19 protein-coding genes and 4 pseudogenes are annotated in these 23,305 nt (G+C 58.1%); 7 read left to right on the top strand and 16 right to left on the bottom strand.

Annotated features, from left to right (window positions below):
• Position 1: 1 nt before the first annotated feature.
• The 7 genes and pseudogenes from NP511_RS21215 to NP511_RS21185 form a co-directional block, all read right to left on the bottom strand.
• Positions 2 to 331, bottom strand: coding sequence for a hypothetical protein (locus tag NP511_RS21215; protein ID WP_049967149.1), 330 nt, complete (start codon positions 329 to 331; stop codon positions 2 to 4).
• A 307-nt stretch (positions 332 to 638) separates the two neighbouring features.
• A complete protein-coding gene (locus NP511_RS21210) occupies positions 639 to 857 on the bottom strand; it encodes a HalOD1 output domain-containing protein (protein ID WP_049967150.1) in 219 nt (72 codons plus the stop codon).
• The gene (locus tag NP511_RS21205; protein WP_049967151.1) at positions 854 to 1,783 is read right to left on the bottom strand and encodes an ArdC-like ssDNA-binding domain-containing protein; all 930 of its coding nucleotides are present in this window, start codon (positions 1,781 to 1,783) and stop codon (positions 854 to 856) included. The genes NP511_RS21210 and NP511_RS21205 overlap by 4 nt, the downstream gene beginning before the upstream one ends.
• Before the next feature lie 104 nt (positions 1,784 to 1,887).
• Positions 1,888 to 2,155 (bottom strand): annotated as a pseudogene (locus tag NP511_RS21200) (hypothetical protein); the annotation flags it as partial.
• Between the two features lie 96 nt (positions 2,156 to 2,251).
• The gene (locus NP511_RS21195) at positions 2,252 to 3,109 is read right to left on the bottom strand and encodes a DNA-binding protein (protein ID WP_049967152.1); all 858 of its coding nucleotides are present in this window, start codon (positions 3,107 to 3,109) and stop codon (positions 2,252 to 2,254) included.
• Positions 3,110 to 3,920: 811 nt separating this feature from the next.
• Entirely contained in the window at positions 3,921 to 5,162 is a 1,242-nt protein-coding gene (locus tag NP511_RS21190; protein WP_084158371.1) for an orc1/cdc6 family replication initiation protein, read from the bottom strand.
• Positions 5,163 to 5,962: 800 nt separating this feature from the next.
• Positions 5,963 to 6,304 (bottom strand): annotated as a pseudogene (locus tag NP511_RS21185) (zinc ribbon domain-containing protein); the annotation flags it as partial.
• A gap of 2 nt (positions 6,305 to 6,306) precedes the next feature.
• Here NP511_RS21185 and NP511_RS21180 point away from each other — a divergent pair.
• Positions 6,307 to 6,453 (top strand): annotated as a pseudogene (locus NP511_RS21180) (integrase core domain-containing protein); the annotation flags it as partial.
• Positions 6,454 to 6,690: 237 nt separating this feature from the next.
• Here NP511_RS21180 and NP511_RS21175 read toward each other — a convergent pair.
• Positions 6,691 to 7,758 (bottom strand): phage NrS-1 polymerase family protein, encoded by a 1,068-nt coding sequence (locus NP511_RS21175; protein ID WP_049967027.1) that lies wholly within the window; start codon positions 7,756 to 7,758, stop codon positions 6,691 to 6,693.
• Between the two features lie 156 nt (positions 7,759 to 7,914).
• Here NP511_RS21175 and NP511_RS21170 point away from each other — a divergent pair, with 156 nt between their 5' ends.
• The 4 genes from NP511_RS21170 to NP511_RS21155 all read left to right on the top strand — a co-directional run bounded on the left by NP511_RS21170 (position 7,915) and on the right by NP511_RS21155 (position 11,650).
• Positions 7,915 to 8,763, top strand: a complete 849-nt coding sequence (locus tag NP511_RS21170) for an ABC transporter permease (protein ID WP_233274385.1) — start codon at positions 7,915 to 7,917, stop codon at positions 8,761 to 8,763.
• Between the two features lie 80 nt (positions 8,764 to 8,843).
• Entirely contained in the window at positions 8,844 to 9,995 is a 1,152-nt protein-coding gene (locus NP511_RS21165; RefSeq protein WP_233274386.1) for an ABC transporter permease, read from the top strand.
• Between the two features lie 285 nt (positions 9,996 to 10,280).
• Complete coding sequence (locus NP511_RS21160; RefSeq protein ID WP_211249134.1) at positions 10,281 to 11,168, top strand: ParA family protein; 888 nt, start codon at positions 10,281 to 10,283, stop codon at positions 11,166 to 11,168.
• Positions 11,165 to 11,650 carry a DUF7970 domain-containing protein gene (locus tag NP511_RS21155; protein ID WP_006648138.1) on the top strand — a complete coding sequence of 162 codons (486 nt, stop codon included), beginning with the start codon at positions 11,165 to 11,167 and terminating at the stop codon, positions 11,648 to 11,650. The genes NP511_RS21160 and NP511_RS21155 overlap by 4 nt, the downstream gene beginning before the upstream one ends.
• A gap of 113 nt (positions 11,651 to 11,763) precedes the next feature.
• On the opposite strand, the gene NP511_RS21150 is transcribed toward NP511_RS21155, so the two are convergent.
• The gene (locus NP511_RS21150) at positions 11,764 to 13,158 is read right to left on the bottom strand and encodes an ATP-binding protein (protein ID WP_049967029.1); all 1,395 of its coding nucleotides are present in this window, start codon (positions 13,156 to 13,158) and stop codon (positions 11,764 to 11,766) included.
• A 500-nt stretch (positions 13,159 to 13,658) separates the two neighbouring features.
• Between NP511_RS21150 and NP511_RS21145 the strand changes: the two genes are divergently transcribed.
• Entirely contained in the window at positions 13,659 to 14,426 is a 768-nt protein-coding gene (locus tag NP511_RS21145) for a hypothetical protein (RefSeq protein WP_049905409.1), read from the top strand.
• 404 nt (positions 14,427 to 14,830) lie between these two features.
• On the opposite strand, the gene NP511_RS21140 is transcribed toward NP511_RS21145, so the two are convergent.
• Complete coding sequence (locus NP511_RS21140; protein ID WP_049967155.1) at positions 14,831 to 16,258, bottom strand: orc1/cdc6 family replication initiation protein; 1,428 nt, start codon at positions 16,256 to 16,258, stop codon at positions 14,831 to 14,833.
• Between the two features lie 1,190 nt (positions 16,259 to 17,448).
• Here NP511_RS21140 and NP511_RS22915 point away from each other — a divergent pair.
• Positions 17,449 to 17,655 (top strand): annotated as a pseudogene (locus NP511_RS22915) (cell division control protein Cdc6); the annotation flags it as partial.
• Between the two features lie 41 nt (positions 17,656 to 17,696).
• Here the strand turns inward: NP511_RS22915 and NP511_RS23000 are convergent.
• The 6 genes from NP511_RS23000 to NP511_RS21115 all read right to left on the bottom strand — a co-directional run bounded on the left by NP511_RS23000 (position 17,697) and on the right by NP511_RS21115 (position 23,216).
• On the bottom strand, positions 17,697 to 18,074 hold the full coding sequence (locus tag NP511_RS23000; RefSeq protein ID WP_084158373.1) for a DUF7344 domain-containing protein: 378 nt from the start codon (positions 18,072 to 18,074) through the stop codon (positions 17,697 to 17,699).
• 214 nt (positions 18,075 to 18,288) lie between these two features.
• Positions 18,289 to 19,305 carry a DUF7972 family membrane protein gene (locus NP511_RS21135; protein ID WP_049967030.1) on the bottom strand — a complete coding sequence of 339 codons (1,017 nt, stop codon included), beginning with the start codon at positions 19,303 to 19,305 and terminating at the stop codon, positions 18,289 to 18,291.
• A gap of 655 nt (positions 19,306 to 19,960) precedes the next feature.
• Entirely contained in the window at positions 19,961 to 20,677 is a 717-nt protein-coding gene (locus tag NP511_RS21130) for a DUF2270 domain-containing protein (RefSeq protein WP_006648142.1), read from the bottom strand.
• A gap of 112 nt (positions 20,678 to 20,789) precedes the next feature.
• Positions 20,790 to 20,972 (bottom strand): hypothetical protein, encoded by a 183-nt coding sequence (locus NP511_RS21125; protein WP_084158344.1) that lies wholly within the window; start codon positions 20,970 to 20,972, stop codon positions 20,790 to 20,792.
• Positions 20,973 to 21,028: 56 nt separating this feature from the next.
• Positions 21,029 to 22,282 carry an MBL fold metallo-hydrolase gene (locus tag NP511_RS21120; RefSeq protein ID WP_233274387.1) on the bottom strand — a complete coding sequence of 418 codons (1,254 nt, stop codon included), beginning with the start codon at positions 22,280 to 22,282 and terminating at the stop codon, positions 21,029 to 21,031.
• A gap of 130 nt (positions 22,283 to 22,412) precedes the next feature.
• A complete protein-coding gene (locus NP511_RS21115; RefSeq protein WP_049967031.1) occupies positions 22,413 to 23,216 on the bottom strand; it encodes an N-acyl homoserine lactonase family protein in 804 nt (267 codons plus the stop codon).
• Positions 23,217 to 23,305: the final 89 nt, after the last annotated feature.

The raw sequence follows: 23,305 nt of genomic DNA, 5'->3' as shown, positions 1-23,305 counted from the left end.
GTCAGTCCCGAGTCAACGCGATGAAGAACGCGAGCAGTCCCACGAGGATGAGTGCTGCCGCGCTATGCTCGAGCAACTCGACGGTCTGCACGGAGAGGTACGAGAAGAGGTAGTACTCGAGGAAGACGACGAACCCGTAGATCGCGAACATGAGATAACCGACGGCGACGACGGCCATGCGACGGTCGCGTTCCCGTCGCCACGCCAGCGCGCTGAGCAGTGCGAGCACCGCGCCGAGGAGAAAAATTCCGAGACTGATGATCTGCTCAAGTTGCTGGGCGAGCGTCAGTGCAACGGTCATCGTGACGAATCCCGGAACGAGCCCTGCCATTCGGTTCGACTCGACAGTGGTGTTGGGAAAGAAAAAGGATTGTCGTCCAAGTATCGAATCGGGCAGTCGGACTGGTCCTGATGGCGGGTTGGCAGGCCGGTTGTCGCTGCGGCTGCCGCTCTGTGACAGATTTTCATGGAATCCGACTCTGCTGTATCGATGCTCTATATTCAGCAGGCGATTTTTGAAACATTTCAGACATATAGATGGCCGCTTCGGTAACTGCTTTCCCTGTACTTATCATTTATTGTGATTACCAGCTCAACAGATGAGATAATCTATGACGGCCTTGTTTTGGCATCCCGTTCTACGAAACCTTGACCGTGACCTCATCAGATGGTGTCACTACCACACAGAACTCACCAACCGAGTATCGAATCTCGAGATCAGTCTGTGGGCCCGTCGAGTCTACAAGCCGCTCGAGGGCTTCGGCGTCGATCATCCGCTGTAGTTGGTACTCGTCTTGATCGAAGCCCTGTTCCTCGAGTGCAGTGATGATCTCGAGCAGAAGCGGTCGATCACTCATCGTCGACCTCCACTGACGATGTCGATGACCTCCTGGGCGGTCGAACTGATCCGCTCAAGCCGATCGAGGATCGTTTCCGGTTCGTCACCGTGCCACGCGGCGAGGTAGAACGCTGACCCACTGGTATCCAACTCGAAGTACCGTCCAACGATGTAGCCGACTGCTTCGGCCTCGAGTTCGCGTTTCGATCGCTCAGCCACGTCGTCGACGCCACTGTGTAACAGCGCATGTGCGTACTCGTGAACGAGCGTGACGGCGAGATCAGCGTCGTTCTCACAAACTTGGACGGCGACGCCTGGTTGCCCTTGAGGGCGATACTCACAGACGCCCTTGGCGTTCTCATATGACCAGTCCCGGGGTGGCACGACTTCTACGTCAACCTCGAGTGAGTTTGCTGCCTCGAGGAGTGCGGGGAATAACTCGTCAGCCTGTCCCTTGGCTTCGGTTTCGAAGTCGGGCAGTGGCTCGCCGTCAGTCTGTGAGATATCGAAGACGGGCGCTGGTCGAAAGCCCACGAGTCCTTTCTCCCAGCTATCCGGCGGTGTGTCGTCGTATTCACAGTCACTGCGCTCGTGATACGACGGCGAGTTTCCGCAGTCGGGACACTGCTTTGCGATGATGGGCGCCCAGATCCAGACCGCTGTCTCCCCTTCTTTCACATGCCGGTCGAACTCGTTTTGCCATGTTCGATAGCCGGCAACGCGCGTTGCCTGCGGACACTGGAGTTTGATCAACAGCGTGTTTCGGTGCGAGTAGTCGTGGAACTGACTCTGGACATCCAACCACGCTTTGAACTGCTCGCTCGAGACGGCGTCATTGACCTCGTCGACGAGGTCCTGGATCCACGTCTCGATCGTGCTGTGCATCTCGTCGTGCCGGGTGTCCGAATCGTCGAACGTTTCCCGGGAGCGGCTGCTCGTAGCCATGTTCTATCACTGCTTCTCGAGTCGGATCGAATCGAACTGAACTCGAGGAGACCTCCGCCCCTCAGGGGTCTCACAAAAAACGCCGGACTCGAGCAGGGCTTGTGACTGCGGTTCCTCACAGAGAGTTGTGAACTCGTCGCGATGGTTGCGCTCGTGGCCGCATTTTCGACAGCGCCAGTACCGGGTCCGATACTCGTCGCTGTCTGTGAGATCGATGTCGTAGGGTGATGGTGCTTTGCCGGGGAGCCACTCGTCGATCGCAACGAGTTCGTGTCCGTTTTGACGGATGGTATCGCCAGGATAGCTCTGGGATCGGTCGTTCGCTCTTCTGTCGGTACTGCTGGCTACACACTGTCGGCGAAAGCCCGGCAGCGAAACGGCCTTTGGCCGTAAGCAGCCCGGACCGTGGAGGTGGTGGGCGGTGGCGGTGACCGACACACACCAGCAAAAAAAGGGGACGACGACCGGCTACTCCCACCACGGGTCTCGATCTGGGAACCGGACCTCCGACCACCGGGTGAGAGCGATTGAACACCGACCGTTATACCAGTTTTTTGCCGCGGCCCTGAACCGGACTTGGTCACCTTCTCTGACCTTCGTCTGCTCGCTGGCCGTCCAAACAGTAAACTTCGTTCGCCCAGTTTCATCTTCGATCAGCCCGACCTGCTGCTGACTGGGACAGGCGGGCTCCCACAGTTCGATAATGCGACCTTCGACGCTGACCTCGCCACGATCGATTTCCTCGAGTCGTCCGATCGGGACGATGGTTCCAGCCTCGTTCAACAGCTCCTCTTTTGTCTCCATGACTGCCTCGAACAACTCCGCACCCCCGAGGACCCGACTGGCGATGCGCTTCGCGATAACGGCCCGTGTGTAACTACTGTCGACGTCGTCAGCCAACCGCTGCGCGAATTGATTGACCTCCGCCAGCGTCTCCCGCTCGAGTTTTGCTCGGGGATCGACCCGTGTGCCCGTCCGCTCGTCGCAACGCATTTCGTCGACCTTCTGCCGGGTGCGCCACGCTCGGCCGTCCTGCTGTCCGAACTCGGCTTGGTCACTGATTCGCTCGAGTTCGTCCTCTCGAGCCTGAATGCGCTCTTCCTGGGCCAGTGTTGCGCCATGAATCCGATCTCCGCTGGTGTCTGCGATCCCCTCTGGGTGATTCGCATCTACCTTTGCCTGTGTCTCCTGTTCGACCGTCGCCTCGAACGCCGGCGTCTCGTCGACGACCGGGAAGCGGCCCTCATTGACCGTCTGCTCGCTCGCTTGTTCGAATGCCTGTTCATCGACCGTAACGACCTTGCTACTCGAGTTGTTACTAGACATTGGAGTTCAACTCCTGAAGGCGCTCACGCGCCGCCACCGCGATGTCTCAGCATCGTGGTTTTCTGACGACTACGACCGACTAGATCCATCTGCGCGCTCTCGCTCGCGCCTTCGCGAGCGCCCTCCTGGGCGCGAGCGAGAGCGCGCCTCGTTGAGGTGGCCCCAACCAGCACCGCGCGCCGACCCGCCCGGAGCGAGCAGCCAGCGGAGTAAGCCCGCTCGTGTCCGGCCCGGACGGCGGGTCCGTGTCCAGCGCGACTGTCGCCGAGCACCCGCGCCGTAATGTGGCGCGGGAAGCGCAGGGGCACCAAGCGCTGGAACGCGAAAGCCCGTGAGGGGCGCAACCGACGGGCTTACCCGCTGGCGTCGAGGGCACATCCATTTTAGCCCGGAACGGCGAGCTTGCTCGCCGCATGCCCGGAATGGTCGGTCGCGAGCGACGCGGAGGGCGGCAGCGGCGAGCGGGGCGTGCCGTTGACTACGACTGACCATCGGCCAAACTGGAGCCGGCTGATCTTTCCATGCGGGCGGGACTGAAAGAGGCTGGCGGGCTCGAGGAACCCCGCCGACGCAAGCACCGCAACTTGAGAGGAGCGCAGCGAGGTACGGGACTCGAGCGCGTCAGAGGCTTTCAAGGTTCAAGCCTGCTACTGGTGTTGGTACGTATACCGCCAGAAATCCCGCGAAACTCGAGACTTCGAACCATTGATTCAAGTCGTGATACCGCAAATGCGGTCAACTAAGGTTACGGGAACCCCACCATGTCCGCTGTTCTTCCGAAGTGTCGAAGATTGCTGCGGACATAGTGGGGTCAGGTATACTTTCCAAGCGTTGTGTCCTGATCGAACTTATCAGCAACAGACTCATGGACTCCGACTTCTGTAATAGTTTCCTCAAGTGCGGTAAGGACCATATTGACATCCATATCGACAGAATATTGTCGATAGGTTCCACCACGTCTCCCCTCATTTCGTTCCACAGCTGAGATAATTCCGAGCATAGAGAGTTCACCAAGATGATCCCGCATCCGCCGCGGGACGAGCGGGTCAACGCTAATCTGTTCCGCGAAACTCGTGTATCGCGGTCGTATATCGCGAGACCGGACGGGTGTCTCACCCTGCTGTTCGAGAGTGATCAGGGCATACAGGACAAGATGTCCATGTTGAGTTAGTCCAGAAATACCTTCTCGAATCCGACCTCGCTCGAGTTCTTCTCTGGCATCCCGGACAAGATTTTCAGTAATCGTCTCTGTATCACGATCACGGGCAAGATCACCAGCCTTCATTAAGAGATCTAAGGATTGACGGGCATCACCCGCATCCTTAGCGCCGTAAGCAGCACAAAGTTCGATAACGCCACTATCGAGGACATCATCGTGGAAGGCAACATCAGCACGTTGTTGAAGGATCTCGATTAGTTCCTGAGCATCATAGGCTGGGAACTGCAACTCCTCCTCACAAAGAGAACTCTTTACTTTTGGTGAGAGATCGTCTCGAAACGAGAAGTCATTAGAAATTCCAATAATACCGATCTTTGCCTCAGAGAGATTTCCGTTAGCACGTGCTCGAGGAAGTTGATACAGAATACTGTCGTCATTGATGTGATCAACTTCGTCGAGAACGATCAAAATCGTCCCGCCATACTTATCGAGTTCATCCCAGAGCATACTATAGACAGTAGAACGAGGATAGCCTGTCGTCGAGATCTGGTTAGATTCGTTCCGGAATTTATTGACGAGTCGTGTTGCGATCTGGTAGCTACTGGAAAGCCCATCACAATTCAGCATCTTGACCGTAAGTTCGATATCATCATACTGGGCAGCATCGTCGACGAGATGATCGAGGAGAAATCGTGTTCCAGCAGTCTTCCCAACTCCAGTCTTTCCATAGAGAAAGATGTTGTTCGGTTGCTCTCCGTTGATAACTGGTTGGAGTGCGGTTTTGTACCGGTTGAGTTCGTCATCTCGGCCAACTAGTTCGTCGGGCTGATAATCCTCTCGAAGAGCATCTCGGTTGCAGTAGATGTCCGTATCCCGCTCGAACATTCCTCCCATTAGTCTTACTGAGGATTACGAGGGATGGATAATAAAACCACCCCCCACCGTCGTTTCCTCAGTTTCCGCTGTTTTGTGATTATATAAGTAGAGTGGGTACCCTCCCACCCCACTATGTCCGCAGTAATTGGAAAGACAGCGAGATTCCCACTCTGAGCGGACTATTTATATGAGATAGCTTTATGACTTAGGACAGTGTAGTTTCCGAATGATACCTAAACAAGATTTTGTATAGAGTAGATAACAGAATGTCCTAGTCTGGTCTCTCCCTTCAGTCACAAGAACAGCGGACATGATGGGGTGGGAGTGCTTTCCGAGGTCGGTCCGACTTAGCAGCTGTTATCTTTCTCGCCCCCACAGTAACACCACCATGTCCGTTGTTTTAGTTATATTTCTTCACGAACAGCGGACATAGTGGGGGCTTTCCCAACACCACTTTGTCCGCTGTTCTCTCAGTAACGGAGACTACTGCGGACAAAGTGGTGTTTGCTTCTATACTTACAACACCATCAGTTCCGCTGTTTCCGGTGTTGGAGTTTGTTTATTACTACTGACCCCACCAGTTCCGCTGTTATCTGGTGAGTACACTACGAGAAGAAGATTTCAGCAGAGCCTCTCAATTAGAACTGTGACAAGGGTAACTGATCCGTAGCCAAGTCATGTGCCCCAATGAGGTCCGTCTCAACTACCGTCCGCTTGTGCTCTGCCTCGAGTCCATCTACCGTCGCAACTGAAAGTGACATCCTCCTCGCCGTAAACGGCGAGGCTTCCCGTACCGCAGGTGGGATCTTTTTGCTGGTCTACGACACAACCTGTTCTCTCGTGCGGAACGTCCCGCTCTCGCGGTCGAACAAGTGTACCGATGGCTGTGCCACACAGCCGTTACTCCTATCCTCACCGTGAGGACTCGGAGTTATCTTCTGGCGCATATTCGCCGCCCCGTTACAATCGGCGTTCCCGACCAACCCACACGATGAACAGACGTACAAGCCCCGTTCCACGCGGTTTGACCGCGTGCCATCACCACACCGTGAACACGTCTTCGAGGAGTCCCACTCGTTCTCTTTCAGCACCTCAACGCCACGAATCTCCCCCTTGTACGCGAGGTACTGGTAGATACGGTCAAACGCCCACGAGTGCAACTATGCGTATCGACCGCTTCCATAACTCGTGGGTGGGCAGTCGGTCGAGCGTCCGCGAGTGGCTTGAACAATTCATGCATTACTACAATCATCAGAGACTGCATCAAGTTCTCGATGGAAAGACGCCGATTGAGAAGGTTCAGAACTAGACAGTGCCGATTCACTCGAGTTGCTGGTTTGGTGCCCTTCGCGAGCGCCCTATTTAGACAATCTTGGGGTTGACCTTTGTTAGGAGGCTATGCAGTCCTCGAGGATCTCTACGAGCTGGTAGTCGTGGTACTTCTCGAACTCGATATCTTGTGCAGTCCCGATGCGGGAGTAAACACGATGCTCGAGGTTGCAGAAGCAGTTGCCTGTCGAGGACACCGGCGAACAGAAAACGAATCCTACTCCGAATCAGACTGAAACAGTTGTTTCGTCCGATCCCAGACGGACGGTTCCTGATCTCCGTGGTCGCCAGTCGGCCCCACGGATTCGTCCCGGGACGGGCTCGGTGTCTCTCGAGTCGCGAGTTCCGCTTCCAAGCGCTCGAGTTCGCCCTCAAGGTCCGCGATACGGTCATCCTTTCGTTCGATCGTCGCCTCGAGTTCGGCCACCCGCGCACGGAGTAGCTGGTTTTTCTCGGCGAGATACGCTGCTCGCGTGCCATCGTCCCCGCCACTGACATCGCTCGTCCCTGCCGAACGCTCGCAAGCAAAATCCCGGGAATCCGTTTGCAGTCGCTGTTGATCCGCCGTCGACTGTGTCTCGTCATTGCTTGAGGGATCATAGACGTCGTCGGTCCTCGCGATCGCTCGCTCGACCGTCTTCTCGCCGTAGGTCGATCCGTCTGCGTAATGGACGTCGTCCCACTTGTCTCGAAGTAATCCCGACTGTCGAAAGAGCCGATCGACTCGAGCGGGATCGCCGCCGGTCCAAAACGCCAGTAGGCAACACAGCGCCATGTCCGCCTCCGACTGACTCTCGTAGCCGGCCGTCGAGCCGCGCCACAGTCTGTCGAACTTCTCGCCGTTGCTCGCCGCCCGTGCCCGCTCGAGCAACTCCTCATCCTCGAGTTGATGTCCCTCCGTGGGGACGTCAGTCCGATCCGAGTCGCCCGCTGTATCATCCACGGCCGCTTGCGCCACTCGATCGGAACTGTCATCGACGATGTATTCGTCATAGACGCTCTCGAGCGCCGCAGGTCGGTCCGTGATCCGTTCCGGCGTCGCTTCGACGTGATCACCAGTCACGGTAAAGAACCGTGCTGTCTCGTACATCTCGACCGGCCCACGCCTGCTCCGATCGCCGGGGATCGATCCCCGTACGATGACGTGATATCCCGTTCCCGACGGTGACACCTCTGTGAACGACTCGAGGTCGACGATGATCTCTCGAGCGGTGTCGCTCGGTGATCCCGTTTCCGGATCGCGACAGTCATCGACGTCGAGACCGCGCGACTCGGTAACGTTCACGAGACGTCCGCGACGCTCGATGAACGCGAGGACGTTGCATACGCGACGCCCGTACTCGTCGAAGCGGTTCGTATCCGGATCGACGGGAGCGACGAGCCGGAGACCGTACTCGCGATAGGCGTCGTCCCGCCGGCCGAGCCGACCACGATCGAAGGGGTGTCGACTGCTTCACTCGAGCCGGGGGATCCCCATTTCGCGAACGGAACGTACGACGGCGCTCGGACCGGTGAAGTCGTTCTGACGGGCGAAGCGGCCGCCGCTATCAACGCCTCTGAGGGCGATTCCCTCGAGGTCGGAAGTTCGATGGCGGCCGCGACACTCAATCGAGAGGCCACCAGTGGCTCACCCGAGTACACCGCGACCGCTATCGAAGACACGGAAGCCAACGGTGTAAGCGGTGAGCTTCCGATCGTCATGCTTCATTTGAGCGAACTCCAGTCGATATCGGGGGCCGACGACGATGATCTGGCCGATCAGGTACTCGTGAAAACCGGACCGGACGCGTCGACGACTGCGGTCGAGTCGGCGGCGGCGGACGCGTATCCGAACGCGACGGTCCAGGCGGGTGACGACGGCCAGTTGGCGTCGATCCGGAGCAACGATTTCGCGCTCGCGACGAGTTTGGTCGCGTTGATCGTCGCAGTCGTGATCTGTTCGCTGTTCGTCGCGACCTCGGCGGCGCTGACAATCGACAAGGACCGGCAGACGATTGCCGTGTTCGCAGCGATCGGCTTCTCGACCCGGTCTAGGCTCGCGATTGTCGCGGTCACGACGTTAAGTCTGACGCTGGCCGGCGCTCTGGTTGGCATCGTCCTTGGAACCATCGGCGTCTCGGTCACGAACTACGTCGCGACGGCGACCGTTGCGCCGGGGCCGATCGCGACGCTCCGTCCCGCGTTCGGACTCTATGCCGTCGCCGTCGCGGTGATCGCCGGCGTCCTCGCGCTTCCGTATCCGCTCTACCTCGTCGCACGAACGAACGTCGTCACTGAATTGGGGCGATAAGCATGCGCCGACTACTCACGAAAATGCGCGCGATCGCTCGTCTTACACTTCGGCAAGTGCGTCACGAACGCGGCCGAACAGTGTTCGTCGTTCTCTCGATCGCACTGGCCGTACTGGCCGTCACGCTTCTGGCAAGCGTTGGCCTCGGCGTCCTCCAGACCGGCGAGGAGCGGTTCGATCGGGCCGGTCAGGACATCTGGATCACGGCCGACGGCGTCGAGTTGACTGCGACTGGCGGCATCGAAAACCCGATTACCGATTCCCACCGACTCGCCGCGGACCTCGAGCGACGCGACGACGTCAGGACGGCGTCGCCACTTGCGTTCCACGGCGTCTACGTCGGGACGGAACCGGACGATCTCGAACTGGTAACCGGGCTCGGCGTTCCGAACACCCACGGCGATCTCTCGCTCGAGCGCGGCACCGGGTTCTCGGAGGGGGACAGCCACTATGCGAACGGCACGTACGACGGGCCGATGAGCCAAGAGATACTCATCGATCCACAAACGGCCGACCGATTCGACGTCGACGTCGGCGATACGCTCTACGTCGGCTCGAGTCGCTCGAGTGCCACCGAGCGCGAGTTCGAGGTCGTTGGGATATCCTCGGCGTATTCGCAGTTCCTTGGATCCTCGACGGTGACGATGCCCCTCAGCGAACTACAGACGATCACGGGAACCACCGGCACCGATCGGGCGACGTACGTGACGGTCACGACGGCGGAGGGTGCCAACCGGGCGGCCGTTAGCGAATCGATCCAGCAGTCGTATCCCGAGTACGACGTTCGGACGAGCGAGGAACAGTTCGAGTCGCTGCTGAGTGAGTATCTCCTAATCCTCGCCAGCGGTGCGACGCTCGTCGTGTTAGCACTGATAGCCGGTGTCGCCATGACGGTGAACACGCTCGTCCTCGTGGCCGTCCAGCAGCGGGAGGAACTCGCCGCGTTGCGAGCGATCGGCCTGTCACGCGGGTTCCTCGCCGGGATCGTCGGTGGACAGGGATTGGCGCTTGGACTGACCGGCGGACTTCTCGGTCTCCTCGCGACTCCGGTGTTCGCGTTCGGGCTCGATCGCATCGCCACACGGGTCGTCGGTTTCGAGGACCTGTTACGGACACCACCGGAAGTCTACGTCGGGGGACTCGTGATCGCAGTCGGTATCGGGACGCTTGGTGCGATCGTCGCCGGATGGCGTGTAGCACAGGACGCTCGTGTCGATACCCTTAGTTCCTGAACCGAAAGCAGACTCCCGTAAACCAGTCACGGTAGATAGAAGTCCTGCAGTAGCTGAAAAGCCTAAAATAGGCACCTATTCTACCTCAACTGCCCATTCATAGCCAGCCACTAAACCTATTGTATCTACTGCACCTATTTTCCCTAATTCACCTACCCCACCTATTTCAGTAGCAGTAGGTAGAATTATAGTGTAGGCGTGAAATGCGTCCTCAACGGACTGAAATAGAATCTCACAGAACAATAGGTCCCTATTCCACCACAACAGACACTGGTCGATCCAAGAATGAGTGCAACAACTGAACCACGCGCCGTCAGCGTGGTCATACTGAAAGGCGGTGTCGGCAAATCAACGACCTCGATGAATCTCGCGCGCCAGCTCTCCGAGCGCGGGACGACCCTGTTCGCCGACCTCGATCCGAACGGTCACGCGACGAACGGGCTCGGTTTCGAAGACGCATACCAGAGCGAGACCAATCTCGGGGACGTCATCCTTGAGGGATCGGCAACGCCCCACGATCTGATCCGCTCGACCGACCATGGATTCGATCTGCTACCGTCCTCGAACACGCTCGAGGACGTCGAGAAGGATCTCGCCGGCGCGATGCAGGGCTCGGCACGAATCAAGTCGAAGATCGTCGATCCGCTGCTCGGTGACGAATACGAGTATGTGGTCTTCGACTGTCCGGCATACCCGGGAATGCTCAACAACAACGCCCTCGTCGCGACGGGGAACGTCATGATCCCGATCGAACCGGGCTCGAGCGCGATCGGCGGCTACAAGCGAACGATGGAACGGCTCATCGAACCGGCCCGGGAGTACATCGACGTCGACGTGCTGGCGGTCATCCCGAACAAGCTCTCGGACCGGATCGACCAACAGACCGAGGACCGAGAACTCCTCGAGAACCTCAACACGGCGACCTACGAGGTCAACCCCGGACAGCCGCTCCAAGAGGCGGTGCCCGACTTCGCCCGGATCACCGCCGAGGAGTTCGACGCGATCGACGCCGGCGAGACGAGCCCGCCGAAGCCGGGGATTCGCCATCGGTCGGCCCTGTCGCGGTCGCTCCAGCATAACCAACCGCTTCAGGATTACGATCCGGAGAACGACCAGATTCCGTATTACGAAGAACTGGCTGAGATCGTCGCTACTGGAGGGGTGCAACGATGAGCAATCCGTTCGACGATCTCAAGGCAGACGACGAAGAGACCGAGACGGCCGACTCGACCACCGAGACCGAAACGGAGTCCAACGCAGAATCGCCACCAGGAGAAACCGATGAGGCCGCTTCGAAGCCGACGGCGTCCGACTCGAGTCCGAACAACGAGCCGTCTTCGGAACCATCACCCGACATCGAGTCCGCTGCAGAGAGTACGACGGACACGACCGACGAACCGGCGTCACCCGCGGAAACGGGACCGGCGTTCGAATACAGCGAGGTCAAACAGAAGCCGTTCTACGCTCGCACCGAGACGGTCAACGAGTTCGAGAACGCGATCCGAACGACGATCGTCCCGACACTCGCTGAGGCGGACGTTATCGACGAGGAAACCCGAGAGATTCACGACGCCGTCCTCCGACTCGCAAACGAGGAACCCGAACGGATCGCCGAACTCGTCCTCGAGGAACGGCGACAAGCAGGAGAGCAGTGACAGTCCCCAGCCGCTGAACGGCATGGCTTTCTACGGGGGCGGCCGACTAATGGAACCTCCAGACGACGGTTCTTGGAACGATCGACAACGACAGTCCGTGACCCGCTCCGGACCTACTGGTCCGGTGTGAGAAGAGCGTCCATCTCGGAGAGATCGAAAAGCGACCAGTTATCGTCGAGTTCGTCGGAGAGTCCGTCGACGAACCCGCTCCTCGAGAAGAGCGCGAACTCCTCGGTACGCGTGTCCGGTCCCCATCGAACGCGGGTCGCTTTGTCGCGCAACGAGTCGACGAGCGCCGGGCCGACCGGATCCGACGTCCATTTGCATTCCGCGAGCAGTACGCGGTCGTCCTCCGGCGCGAGACCGACGATGTCGATTTCGTCTTCCCCGTACCACCACCGACCAACCTCCGAGTAGGGCCCGAGTTCGTCGCGTCGGATCGCCTCCCACACGGCTTCCAGACAGACGTCCTCGAACGTCGACGCGACGTGATCGGGAAGATTCGGCTCGATAGTCCCGTCGTAGACGACACCGGGAGCCTCTTCGATACCGGATCGGTTCGGTTCGACGAATCGGAACCAGAACCGCAGGAACTCGTCCGCGACCCGATACCGCGAGCGCTTCGATTGCTTGGCGGAGGCGGTCACCGGGACGTCACGATCAATGAGCCGCAGTCGACGTAACGTCTGCAGGTACTTCGATAGCGGTCCCGATCCGATACCCGTCGCACCGGCGATCTCATTTGGCGTCGTATGGCCCGTTGCGACGGCCTCGAGAATGCTCATGTACCGGGCGGGGTTTCGCAACTCCGTCCGGAGCAGGAATTCGGGTTCGTTGTACAGGACAGCCGTCGGCGTCAAAATATGCGACCGGACGTTTTCGGCGAGCGACCGTGTATAATCGAACAGCGTGAGGTACATCGGCGTCCCGCCCGTGATCGCATACGAGCGAATCGCGTCGTCGATGTCGTATGCGATGACATCTCGAGCCTGCTGGAAGGAAAACGGCTGGAGGTCGATCTGTCCCGTACGGCGACCGTAGAGCGGACTCTCGTGACCGAGAACCTCCGACTCCATGGTGCTGACGCTCGAGCCGCACAGAACGAGCATCGACTGCGTCGTCTGCAGGTGTTCGTCGACGAACGACTGGATGTACGACGGGAGCGAGTCGTTCTCCGCGACCAGATAGGGGAACTCGTCGATAACGACGACGAGTCGTTCCGTCGCGAGTTTCTCGGCGAGATAGTCGAAGGCCTCGTCCCACCCCTCAATGCGCGGAACACGGTCGTCGAAGTGACCGGCGATTTGCTCGACAAATTTCTCCCGCTGGCGGTGTTCGGCCTCCTGCGACGCGAGGAAATAGATGTGCGGCCGGTCGGAACAGAACTCCTTGAGGAGTTCGGTCTTCCCGACGCGGCGGCGCCCGTAGACGACGTAGAACTCGTGGCCCGGCGACTCGAGTGCCGTTTCAAGGGCGTCGAGTTCATCGACCCGGTCGTAGAAGGTCATACTCTGGATAATGATTATCGCGATAATGACTTATGCGTTTCGTCACTCGCGCCCCGCAATGGTGGGCTGACACCGATCGAATCGTCTGGCGACATCGACCTGACTTCCGTAGCGAGGAACAGTTCGTCAAAGCGTGTAACCAGTCCAAGGAGATCGAACGGCAACCAGACCGAGGGCCGTTTCCGGTAGCTCGATCCTATATTCCGGGAGATTTCCGCCCACCACAAAAGAATAGGTGCAATAGGTGCAATAAGTGAAATAGATTGAACAGGTATAAAAGTCAGAACAGTTGTAATAGGTGAACGGATGGCTCCGACTCGTTTCTCCCCCTTCGGAGTACTCGAGCAGTAGGACACCGAGACGGCACCAATATGGCACGGCCCAACAGTACCGAAATTCGAAGCGCAGGTCTTGTTGAATCTCTCGCTGAGAGACGTAACAAATATGTCCGCAGTTCGATTTGGAGAAAGTATTTGAATGGCAGTTCTACAACATATAGTATGAATCGTCGTCGGGTCCTCGCTACGCTCAGTGCCGCCGTATTCGGGACTGTAGCGGGCTGTACTGAATCACTGTCGTTTGGAAATGATCCCCCTGATGCCGAATCAGTTATCACGAGTTACCACTACGAGGAAACCGAGTTGGTCGTCCAACTCAGCGAGGAGTTCGACATTGAGCAGGCCAGCATCTACGATTCCTCGAGCGATACACAGTATGCGACTGTAGAACAGCCACCGTCGAACTGCCGGTTTCAGGTGGTGTTCCCCGACCGCCTAGAGACGTACGCCACGAAATCACTCCATCTCGAGGTGAAAACGGCTAGGGGGACGGTCACCGAGTGGATCTGGAAGGGACCCGCACACGGTTACACGTCCGCTGTCGACGTCGGACCAGAAGGGCAAGCCCAGTTCGATATCACGAATCAGGGCGAAACGCCGCTACTCGTTCGGTTCGTCGCTATTTCCGGGGACGTTCCCAATCCGACAGTTGATCCACAGCACGAATCGTTCGACCTCTCGGCGCTTGGGTTTGGGCCGGGAGTACTGGGAACCGGGCCGAGTCGCCCACAGTCCCCGAACCGTTCGGATTTAGTCGTTTCACCGGGGGAGACAGCACCGTTCGAGACAACGTATGCACCCTTTGCGGTTCCTGAGGACAGCAACGCCGAGTGGGGCGGAACGGATCGGACCGGAGAAATCACAATTGTACAGGGGTCTGGTGGGAGTACGAAGTACGACTTTACCTACCGCCTTGACGAGCAAGAATAAGCAATATTTACTGACACCTACCGCTGATAAAATAGACCTGCGCGATCTATTCAGCTGCTTTTCTGAAACCGATCACCGTCTGAGGGGTTCAACAAAGGAGAAACACACCAATACCGACTGCGACTCCGTATCGAACCGCGTTGAACACATCGATAACGGGGTGTCCTGCAAGGAGTGCAGACGGAACCCGGTGCCGAACACTTCGATAGAGGTGTGTGGTCAGGTGGAAACGAAAGTCGCAGTTTCTGAGGGAGAGACTAGCATTCATACGAGATGAAAAGTAAACAGGGTAGTCAATAATCATAGTATATGTGAGAGTCAGTCAGTCGATCCTCAGGCAGTGAGAACGCGAATTACACATCGATAGGGGTGTGTGTCGACGGACCGGCTGGCGAACCAGCAGGTCAGTTCTCGTTTCGGACCTGTGCTTTGACGACGCTCGAGACTTCGTCCGGCGAAACCGTGTCGATACGCGAATCTTCCCGCAGTGTTTCGAGGATCGTTTCGGGGCGCTCGCCGAACTGGAACTCGAGGAACATGCCAGAACTCGGACCGTGGCTCCGGCGTTCGAAGTCGACGAGCGAGTACGTCGTCATCTCTTTCATCTTGTTGACGTAGGTCTCCTGGTGGTACTGCTCGGCGTCGATCGCGTCGGTGAGGAACTGGTATACGCGGTAGCCGGTCGTACTCCGGGCGGACTCGTCGTCAGTTTCGGCGGCGACGGCGGCCGTCGCGTAAAGACAGAGCTTCTTCTGGGTACTGATACCACGGACGACCTCGAGGACGCGGTTCTTCTCGACCTTGTCCTGGGCTTCGCGAACGTGGCCCTCGCGAACGCGCTCGTCGCCCTCCCGTTCCGCGAGTTCGCCGGCGACGCGTATCAGATCGATGGCCTTGCGAGCGTCGCCATGGGTCTGGGCGGCGAAGGCCGCCGCCAGCGGGATGACGTCTTCGTCGAGAACGTCGTCGTAGAAGGCGTCCCGACGACGTCGGAGGATCAACTGGAGCTGGTTCGCATCGTAGTCGTCGAAGTGGACGTCTTCGGGAGTGAAGGAACTCAGCGCTCGGCTCCCCACGGACTCCATCATCTTCGTGTCGTTCGAGATCGCGACGACGGAGACGTGAGCGGTGAGATCGTTGTTCGCGCCGGCTCGAGAGAGTTGATAGAGTAGACGGGAAAAGGCCGGCTCTTGCTTGTCGCGTCGGCCGACGAGCATGTCGAGTTCGTCGAGGACGAACACCGCCGAGTCGAAGTTCTCGTTGACGATGCGATACAGTTCGTCCCACTTTTCCTTCGTCGCGACGCCGTGTTTCGGGACGTCGACCTCGACGCCGGCTTCCTCAGCGGCGCGACTCGCCAGTTCGTAGACCGCAACGCCGAGCGTATCGAGATCCTGGCAGTTGACTTCGATCGTTCCGAACCGAATGTCCCGCGTCTCACAGATGGTGCTGATGTTTTTGCAGACGGCTTTCGTGATGAGTGACTTGCCGGTGCCGGAGGGCCCGTAAAGAAAGAGGTTCGGCGGCCGGTTGTCGCCAAGCGCGACGCGAAGCATCTTCGTGACCTCCTTGAGTTGCCGGTCGCGGCCGACGATACGCTCTTCCGACACGATGTGGTTCGGATCGAGGAGCGATCGGTCGCGGATGAGTCCGTCCTGGTGATCGAACTCGAGTAACATCTCCTCGATCGTCTGTGCGTCGCCGTTCACCGGCGGTTCGTCCGCTCCAGAAGCGATCTCCGAGCGGGTAGAAGACGGCGAAGAAGGGGGCTCGTCCGTTGATTCGTCCGTTGATGTCCTCGTCTCGTCCCGAGGAGCATCAAAGTCGTCCATACGATGGTCCATACAGAGGAGGGACAAAAGTGTTGCCACCGCTATCGATGTGTATTTCATCGGCTGAGTCGACGAGGTCGGAATATTTCACGTCGTGTCGAGCAAGGATCGATAGAAGAAGAACGCGAGCGACGAAGTGTTCCGGCGGAATACATCGAGACAGACACCCCTCTATCGATGTGTTCGAAGTGTCGAAGGGGTGGGGGTGGTCAGCGACTGCGATTAGTACTGGAGACCCTAGAGAGCATTGAAAGCGCATGAAATCACTGGAAAAGGTGGAAGGACGCTTTAGCAGTTGTCTCTTCTTCTTTACTACTACTACAATACTAGCCTAGAACTAGACTAGGGACCCCTACACTCCTTTATCGATGTGTTGGGATCTCATCGATGTGTTCTGCTGCCGTTCGACTCCACTTCCGATACCACAAAACGTTCTTCAAACACAGAACCGTCTTCAGTCAGCTCTTAGACCGCTTCTTAGCCCAAATCCTCGAGGAAGTGTGTCTTTTCTTCTCGTCCGCTCGTTCGTTTTCACCGTTCCACGAACACTTCGAACACATCGATAAAGGGGTGTCTCTGTCTCCCCATCCGGCCGTTCTCTCTCGGGCAGCACCCTCTCGAGCGAAACGGGTTGATCGGAAACAGATCGATAGAGGGGTATCCCGCTTCGCTCGAGTTCGTGTCGATCGTTCCTCGTGGACCAGTCGTTCGGCCTCGAGATATCCGTGACCGACTCCCAGAGACACTTCGATAGAGGCGTGTCTGATAGCTCTCTCACGTAGCGCTGAAGGCAGTTTGGTTCCAGCGCCTTAACCAACAGTAGTCTTCTCTCCTTCTTTGTTGGTTAAGACCATACGTTCGGTAGCATCGATCGCGAATACTGCCAACAAACCGGGCATAGGACCGGCTAACGAGGTCGGTCGGCTCCAGACCACCTACCGATTCAATCGTAACCGCCCGTGGGATCAAACACACCACCCATTCAGACGTTCCGCCGTTTGGAGGGAGACAGACACCACTGATTCAATCGTTCTGGACCGAGAGCAGCAGACAGACAAAAACAATTGTGAAACGAGAAATCGACTGTAGAACGCCGACCAGTGATAGAAAGTCGGAGTGTACTGGGCTACACAAGTTACCGGTTGATCGGACACCCCACCGCTTCAATCGTTCTCGAGTGAGTTGCAGTTCTCGAGGAAGATGCCAAGGAGTACGACGACGTCCAGATCACGACCGTCTATCTCAACTGCGAGGACCTGACCAGCAGCTACCGTGTCGCCGTCACGCTGGTCAACGCCCTTCGCGAGCCGGGCAACCAGATCAGCCGTACTGGGTATCCGCTGAACGCAGTCTACGAAATGCTGTGGGAGAAACTCGACGAGATCGGCGGGACAGTACAGGCCAAATATTGAACAGAGTTTCCCGTCTCAACCAAACTTCACCTGCGCTGGGTTATGACAGGAGTTTTTGTACGGCGTCCATCCTGCTGTTCAGCCAATAGTCTGAGATGAGGGCTTATCTCGTCAAAACAGGAGCCCTGGACGACGAGATCGTCATCTTGATACCACTCGATGAATCCGTACTCTGCTAATTTAGGAAGGTGAGTATGATGCATACTGACTGCGTACTCATCTACTTCTGCAATCGTTCGAGAACTGGATAGATGTCTCTGAAGCAGATTCTCGTCCGCTTCTGCCATCTCCCGAGAAATGCCAGACGGTTTTGAGACGTATTGGGGGCTGGAAAGTAATTTTACGAGTAGCTGTCGTCGATTGCTAGCCGCCAATGCGTCAAACACATTATCGTGATTGGTCATCATCTACCCTCGCTTTCGGTTATCGTCCCGCATAACGTTAAATACGCATCATTTTCACGGTCCAAAGCTGTTTTGATTAACTGAGTGAGTAAGTGTGCCCCGTTCAGTTCGCATACGTAGTTATCGCGAGAGTTGTGCCCGAGAACTCAGATAGAGTCGGACAGGAGATCGTGAACCAGCGTAAGTACAGAGGAACAAGATACTGCGTCGAATCTTAGCGTTGTGATTCGCGGAGGATCAGCGGCTCGATGGCAAGTGTCCGTTTTGCTATGGTGACGATGCGAAGGACGTACGAGACGAACAGCATGAACGGAACGAGCGTCACCGCAAACGCACCGCCCACGACGAGGATGATGTGATCGAGACCGAGTGTGTTTCCCGGGAACGTCCCCGCATCGACGATTCCGACCATGATACCCGCGACGGCCAAGGCCGGGACTGCAGCATAGAGAATCATCTGAGACAAGTCGATGAGTGCCCACTGGAAGTACAGCGTCTTGATGTGTTCGCGCGCCGGCCCAAACAGAGACAGCGCTGTTTTAAGGTTGTCAAGTAAACCGCGTTCTTCCTCATCGAGACGCTCTTCGTATTCGTTCAAGAGACGTTCAACCTGGAAGACTTTCCAGCTATAATTGAAATTTAGTGCAGCGAATACCACGTCGAACGAGCCGAACTGCGCATCCTCAAGTTGGTCACGGACTAGGTCGGCGTTCCCAATAACGCTTTCAGTGAATTCATCGACCTCTTCTCGGAGGCTCTCGTTATCATTCTTGTCAACAGACTCTCGAAGAGCCGTCGCCCGTTGTGCCGTGATTCCGATGATCTGCCGGAGGAATTCGGATGGATCGGCAGGACTCGGAGATCCGATTAATTCTTCAGTAAAGTCCCGAACATCCATCGAACTGGCCATCCGCTCGCGCTGATCGCCGAGCGGGCTGTTCCCCTGGGAGAGGACGAGCTGCCCGATCGTGACGACGAGTGTCGTCCCCGTCACGATGACCGTGATCATCGTCGAGAATATTGTTTCGGTCATGTCGCCGGACTCGATTTGCCGTGAAAACGGTGGATCGAGAACAGCGACGGCGATGATGAATGCGACGAACACAGCACTGGTCAGGATGCTGGAGACGAGAAGTCGGTTCGCGCGCAGCAGCAACCAGAGTTTAATCCAGCTCTCGCCTGAGCGCTCACGCATCGTGTTGGCCGTACTGATGTCGGTCTCGTCAGTCATACTGGCTCATCCGATTGGGCAAGTCGCTTGAAAACGAGGTACTTGGTGCCGCCTCCCTCGTAGTCGATCGTCTCCACAAACTCCCAGCCATCTGCACCGAATTGGTTCAACTCTGCTTCTTTTTAGATGAGTAACGGCTGCGTGGCACAGCCTGGAGTCTTCCTGTTCGACCGTGAGAGCGGGTCGTTTCAGACGAGAGAACAGGGAGTCTGCAAACCTTGACATCCTCCCCGCGCTGAAGCGCGAGGATTCCTTCGTGGGACAGCACGCCGTTCGTGCGTCCCCGAAGGCACCCTGACCGAGACCGCTGGGGTCTCGGCTGTGGTTTGTGAGTAGTGCGTCGGGCCTCCGTGGGGAGGCGTGGTTTGCTTGGGTATCCGCTTACACCTCACAGGCCGTGCCATCGACCCGACTCAACCACCGTGGTTGAGTAGAACACTCGACGCAGGGTTGCTTTTTGGTAACGGAGACCCCAATCCAACTCCAATTTTCGCCTGATGTGCTTACCTCACGATATGCTGTCAGGCATAATAAAACTCGTAGTTGGCGTCTCTGTTGTCGGATTCATCCCCGCACTAAAGCACGGGGCTTTCTCCTCGCACTTCCGTAATATCCCAACTCTCGGGAATCCTCGCCCTTCAGAGTGGGGAGGATGTCAACGGTTCTCTTTCCAGTCGTCCGAATCCCCTTCACGGAATTCACCCTTGGCATGGCGCTCGTGGGGCCAGAAGGTGACGCCCAGCAGTACGACGTAGAACATACCCACAACGGCAATCACAGCAATCCCGGGGATACGGGCGATTTCAGCGGTTGTCAGCCAGTCTTGGTGCGGCGCGAACGCTGTAATCCTGAAGACCCATGCGACCAAGAGGACACTGAGCAGCGCAAGGTACACACGCCGGAGCCGGTTTGCGAGTGCCTCGTGGAACGAGACTTTCAGCGTCGGCCTGCGATAGTCCCTGCTCAGTTCTGCTCGCCAGTCGTGATTTTCAATGCCTTGGGACGGATCGAGAGCGTTTGCGAGTAGGTTCTCTTGGATGACTCGAGTACGGGAACGAAAGACATCGTAGTCCCGGTACCGCCGTGCTTCAATACCCAGAAAGATCGTGACGACGACGATCCCGATCAGCAAGATATAGTGTGGGTTGTCGGTACTCGAAAATGCCCACGTCAGGATCGCTGCCATCAGCGTCACCGCCCACTTCGTCGTCTCGTCGAGGCGCTGCCGCCACGTGCCCACTCGATCGATCTCTCCGCGATAGGCGTGAGCCATCACCGAACCGAGTCCCGTACTGTCATCAACCATTTCGCGGCCGATCTCCCGTTGGTCCGGTGCCGTCGAGTCGAACTCGTCACTACTCGAATCGGTCATAGCGGAGAGACACCACCTCGCTCCATAAGCAGTTGTGGTGGCGTCATCTGAGCGTCATGTCCTGAAGAACATCGAACAGTACGCATCAGTAGTTACCGATTCGGGTGTCGTGCTACCGATCGTCCGATTCTGACTCGAGAACACCTGCCTTCTCGAGTTCGTCACGAACGATCGCCCGGATTTCGGCCTCGCTTCGTGTGGTCCGTGCGTCGGCTACTTCCTCGTTCAGTGCGGCCAGGACCTCGAAGACGTTCTCGAGTTGGTCGTGTGCCGACTCATGCTCGCCCTCGAACATCTCGGGGGAGAGGGCAGCCGTCTCGGGTTCGACTTCTCGCTCGATCGGGATCGGTGTCAGTCGCCGACTCCGAGTGACGTTGGCGACGCTCTCGACGTTTTTGCGAGGTGATTCCCGAGGTGTTCCTGCGCGTAGTCGGGGCCGTGTATCAGGGCGATCGTCTCCGGATCGACAGTCCGTGCAAAGTCCAGCAAACCGGGCTGGGCGGCGTGGCCGCTGAGGCCACCGACCATCGACACCCAGTCGCTCGGCATCGTCACGCGAGTCGTCGGTTCGGCCGCGCCGTCAGGGGAGATCCAGGTCACGTTATCGGCGGCCGGCCAGTCGGTCCCGAAGGGTTCGGCGTCGGTCGTGAACTGGATTTCCTCGGCCTCGGCATCGACTTGGTTCTGGATCGTCCGGCCGGTGGTCTGCAGGGCCTGATACCCGGTAAGCATGACTGTCGCGGAGTGGAATCGGGCCGCGAGTTCGACGAGGTAACGCGGGGAGTTCCCACCGGTGAGCATCCCCGACGGTGCGACGATCACCGGGATCTTGCCGCCCGCAGCGGGGTCGGCGTCCTCGAGGATCGCCCGTCGGTCGGCGTCGCTGAACGACGTGTGGCTGTGGGTTCCGCCGTAGGTACTCTCGAGAAAGAGGATGTCTGCCTGCGGCGGGGGCGTTATATCCGGTAGGTGACTCGCCCGGCCGCCGAGGTTGCCCGAGAACACGACCCGATAGCCCTCCGTCTGGAGCATGAGCCACGCCGAGCCCAGCAAGTGAGCCGCGTTTCCGAGCTGGTAGACCAGCGGATCCCGGTCGATCTTCTCTGCGACGGCTCCGACGCGGCCGCCGCCGTAGTTGACCGGCTCGAACCGATCGAACACCGCCATCACGTCCTGCTGGGTGAACTGCTGTTGGTCGCCGTGGCGGTTCGTCTCCCGGCGATGGATCTTCAGCGAGTCCTCGAGTAGCGTCTTTGTGAGGTCGATCGTCGGACGCGTCGCGATGATCGGCGCGTCGTCATCAAGGTAGCCCCGCGCCTCGAGGACCGGGAGACCGCCGTAGTGGTCGATATGTGCGTGGGTCAGAAAGACGGCGTCGACCGATCCCGGACCGAGGCCGCGAAAGTCGGGGTAGTTGTCGCCCCCGCCCTGGTTGAGGCCGCAGTCGACGAGATAGCAACCCCGACCGACTTCGCGATCGCCTCCACGTGGTGTGACGATCATCGATATGTCGGGTGATGGGTCCACTCCTGCATGCTCAAGTGGGTTGAAGTTCTGGTCGGCGTCGGCCGGCAGCCACGGCGTTTCGGGATCGATTCCAGTCATTACTGGGGTATCTCGTGGTCATTACGGGGAATCGAGGAGAAAGCCCCGCCCTTCAGGGCAGGGAGGATGTCAACTTGAGGCCGACCGCACCGCCCAGTCTCCCAGCGGCAGGGAACTGAATCCAACTCCGTCAGGGCAGGCCGTCGCGAAGTTCCTCGACGTCGTCGGGGTCGTGGCCACAGTACACGTCGGCGTCGGTCCGGCGCTCGAGTTCTTGCACGCGCTGGAGACTTTCCTCCCAGTGGCGCTTGCTCCAGAGCAGTTCCCCGCCCATCGGGTGTTCCTCGTCGTAGTTGGCCCGCGTGTACGCCTGATCGCCGGTGAACACGACGGTCCCGTATCCGTCGATGTCGATACGCGTGCCCATCACGCCCGGGGTATGGCCCGGTAGGTGGAGGAACTCGACGTCCTCGAAGTGGGTCTCGGTATCGCCGTGGACGATCCGCCAGTTGAGGTCGTGATCGAAGTCGCTGGGCACGTACGCGCTCGAGCCCTGTTCGGTCTTGGCGGAGTAGTAGGCGTATTTTATCTCTTGCTCGTGGACGAACACCGGGACGTCGGTGCCGGCAAAGCGATGGAGGCTCCCCGCGTGATCGAGGTGGAGGTGTGTCTGGACCACGGCGTCGATGTCGCCGACGCTGTATCCGACGTCCTCGAGCGCGTCGGGGAGCGGATGCTCGTCGGCGTCATGGTGTTCGAAGGCGGCGTACAGTTCCGCTGGCCAGTAGCCGTCTCCACACTCTGGGTGGGACCCGGTGTCCCAGAGGATGGTCGCCTCGGGGTGGTCGATAACGAGGTTGTATACCGGCCCCTCGATCATCTCCACGTCCGGGTTCGGATCGACAGCCGATCCCATCGTCTCGTTTTCGATGAGGAAGTTCCGATCGGTTCGAATCGATCCCCTATCGACGAGACTGATGGTAGCATTTACCATGATGTTCTCTAACTATAGTTTCGCTGTTAAACCTTTCTCCGATTTTTCACCTTACCTTTTTGTTACCGTCCGTCAATGTGTCATTTGTT

Origin of the sequence: Natrinema thermotolerans (assembly GCF_031165565.1) — an archaeon.
Lineage (GTDB): Archaea > Halobacteriota > Halobacteria > Halobacteriales > Natrialbaceae > Natrinema > Natrinema thermotolerans.
Note: the sequence above shows the minus strand (reverse complement) of the source record. Positions and strands in the feature narration are given on the sequence as shown.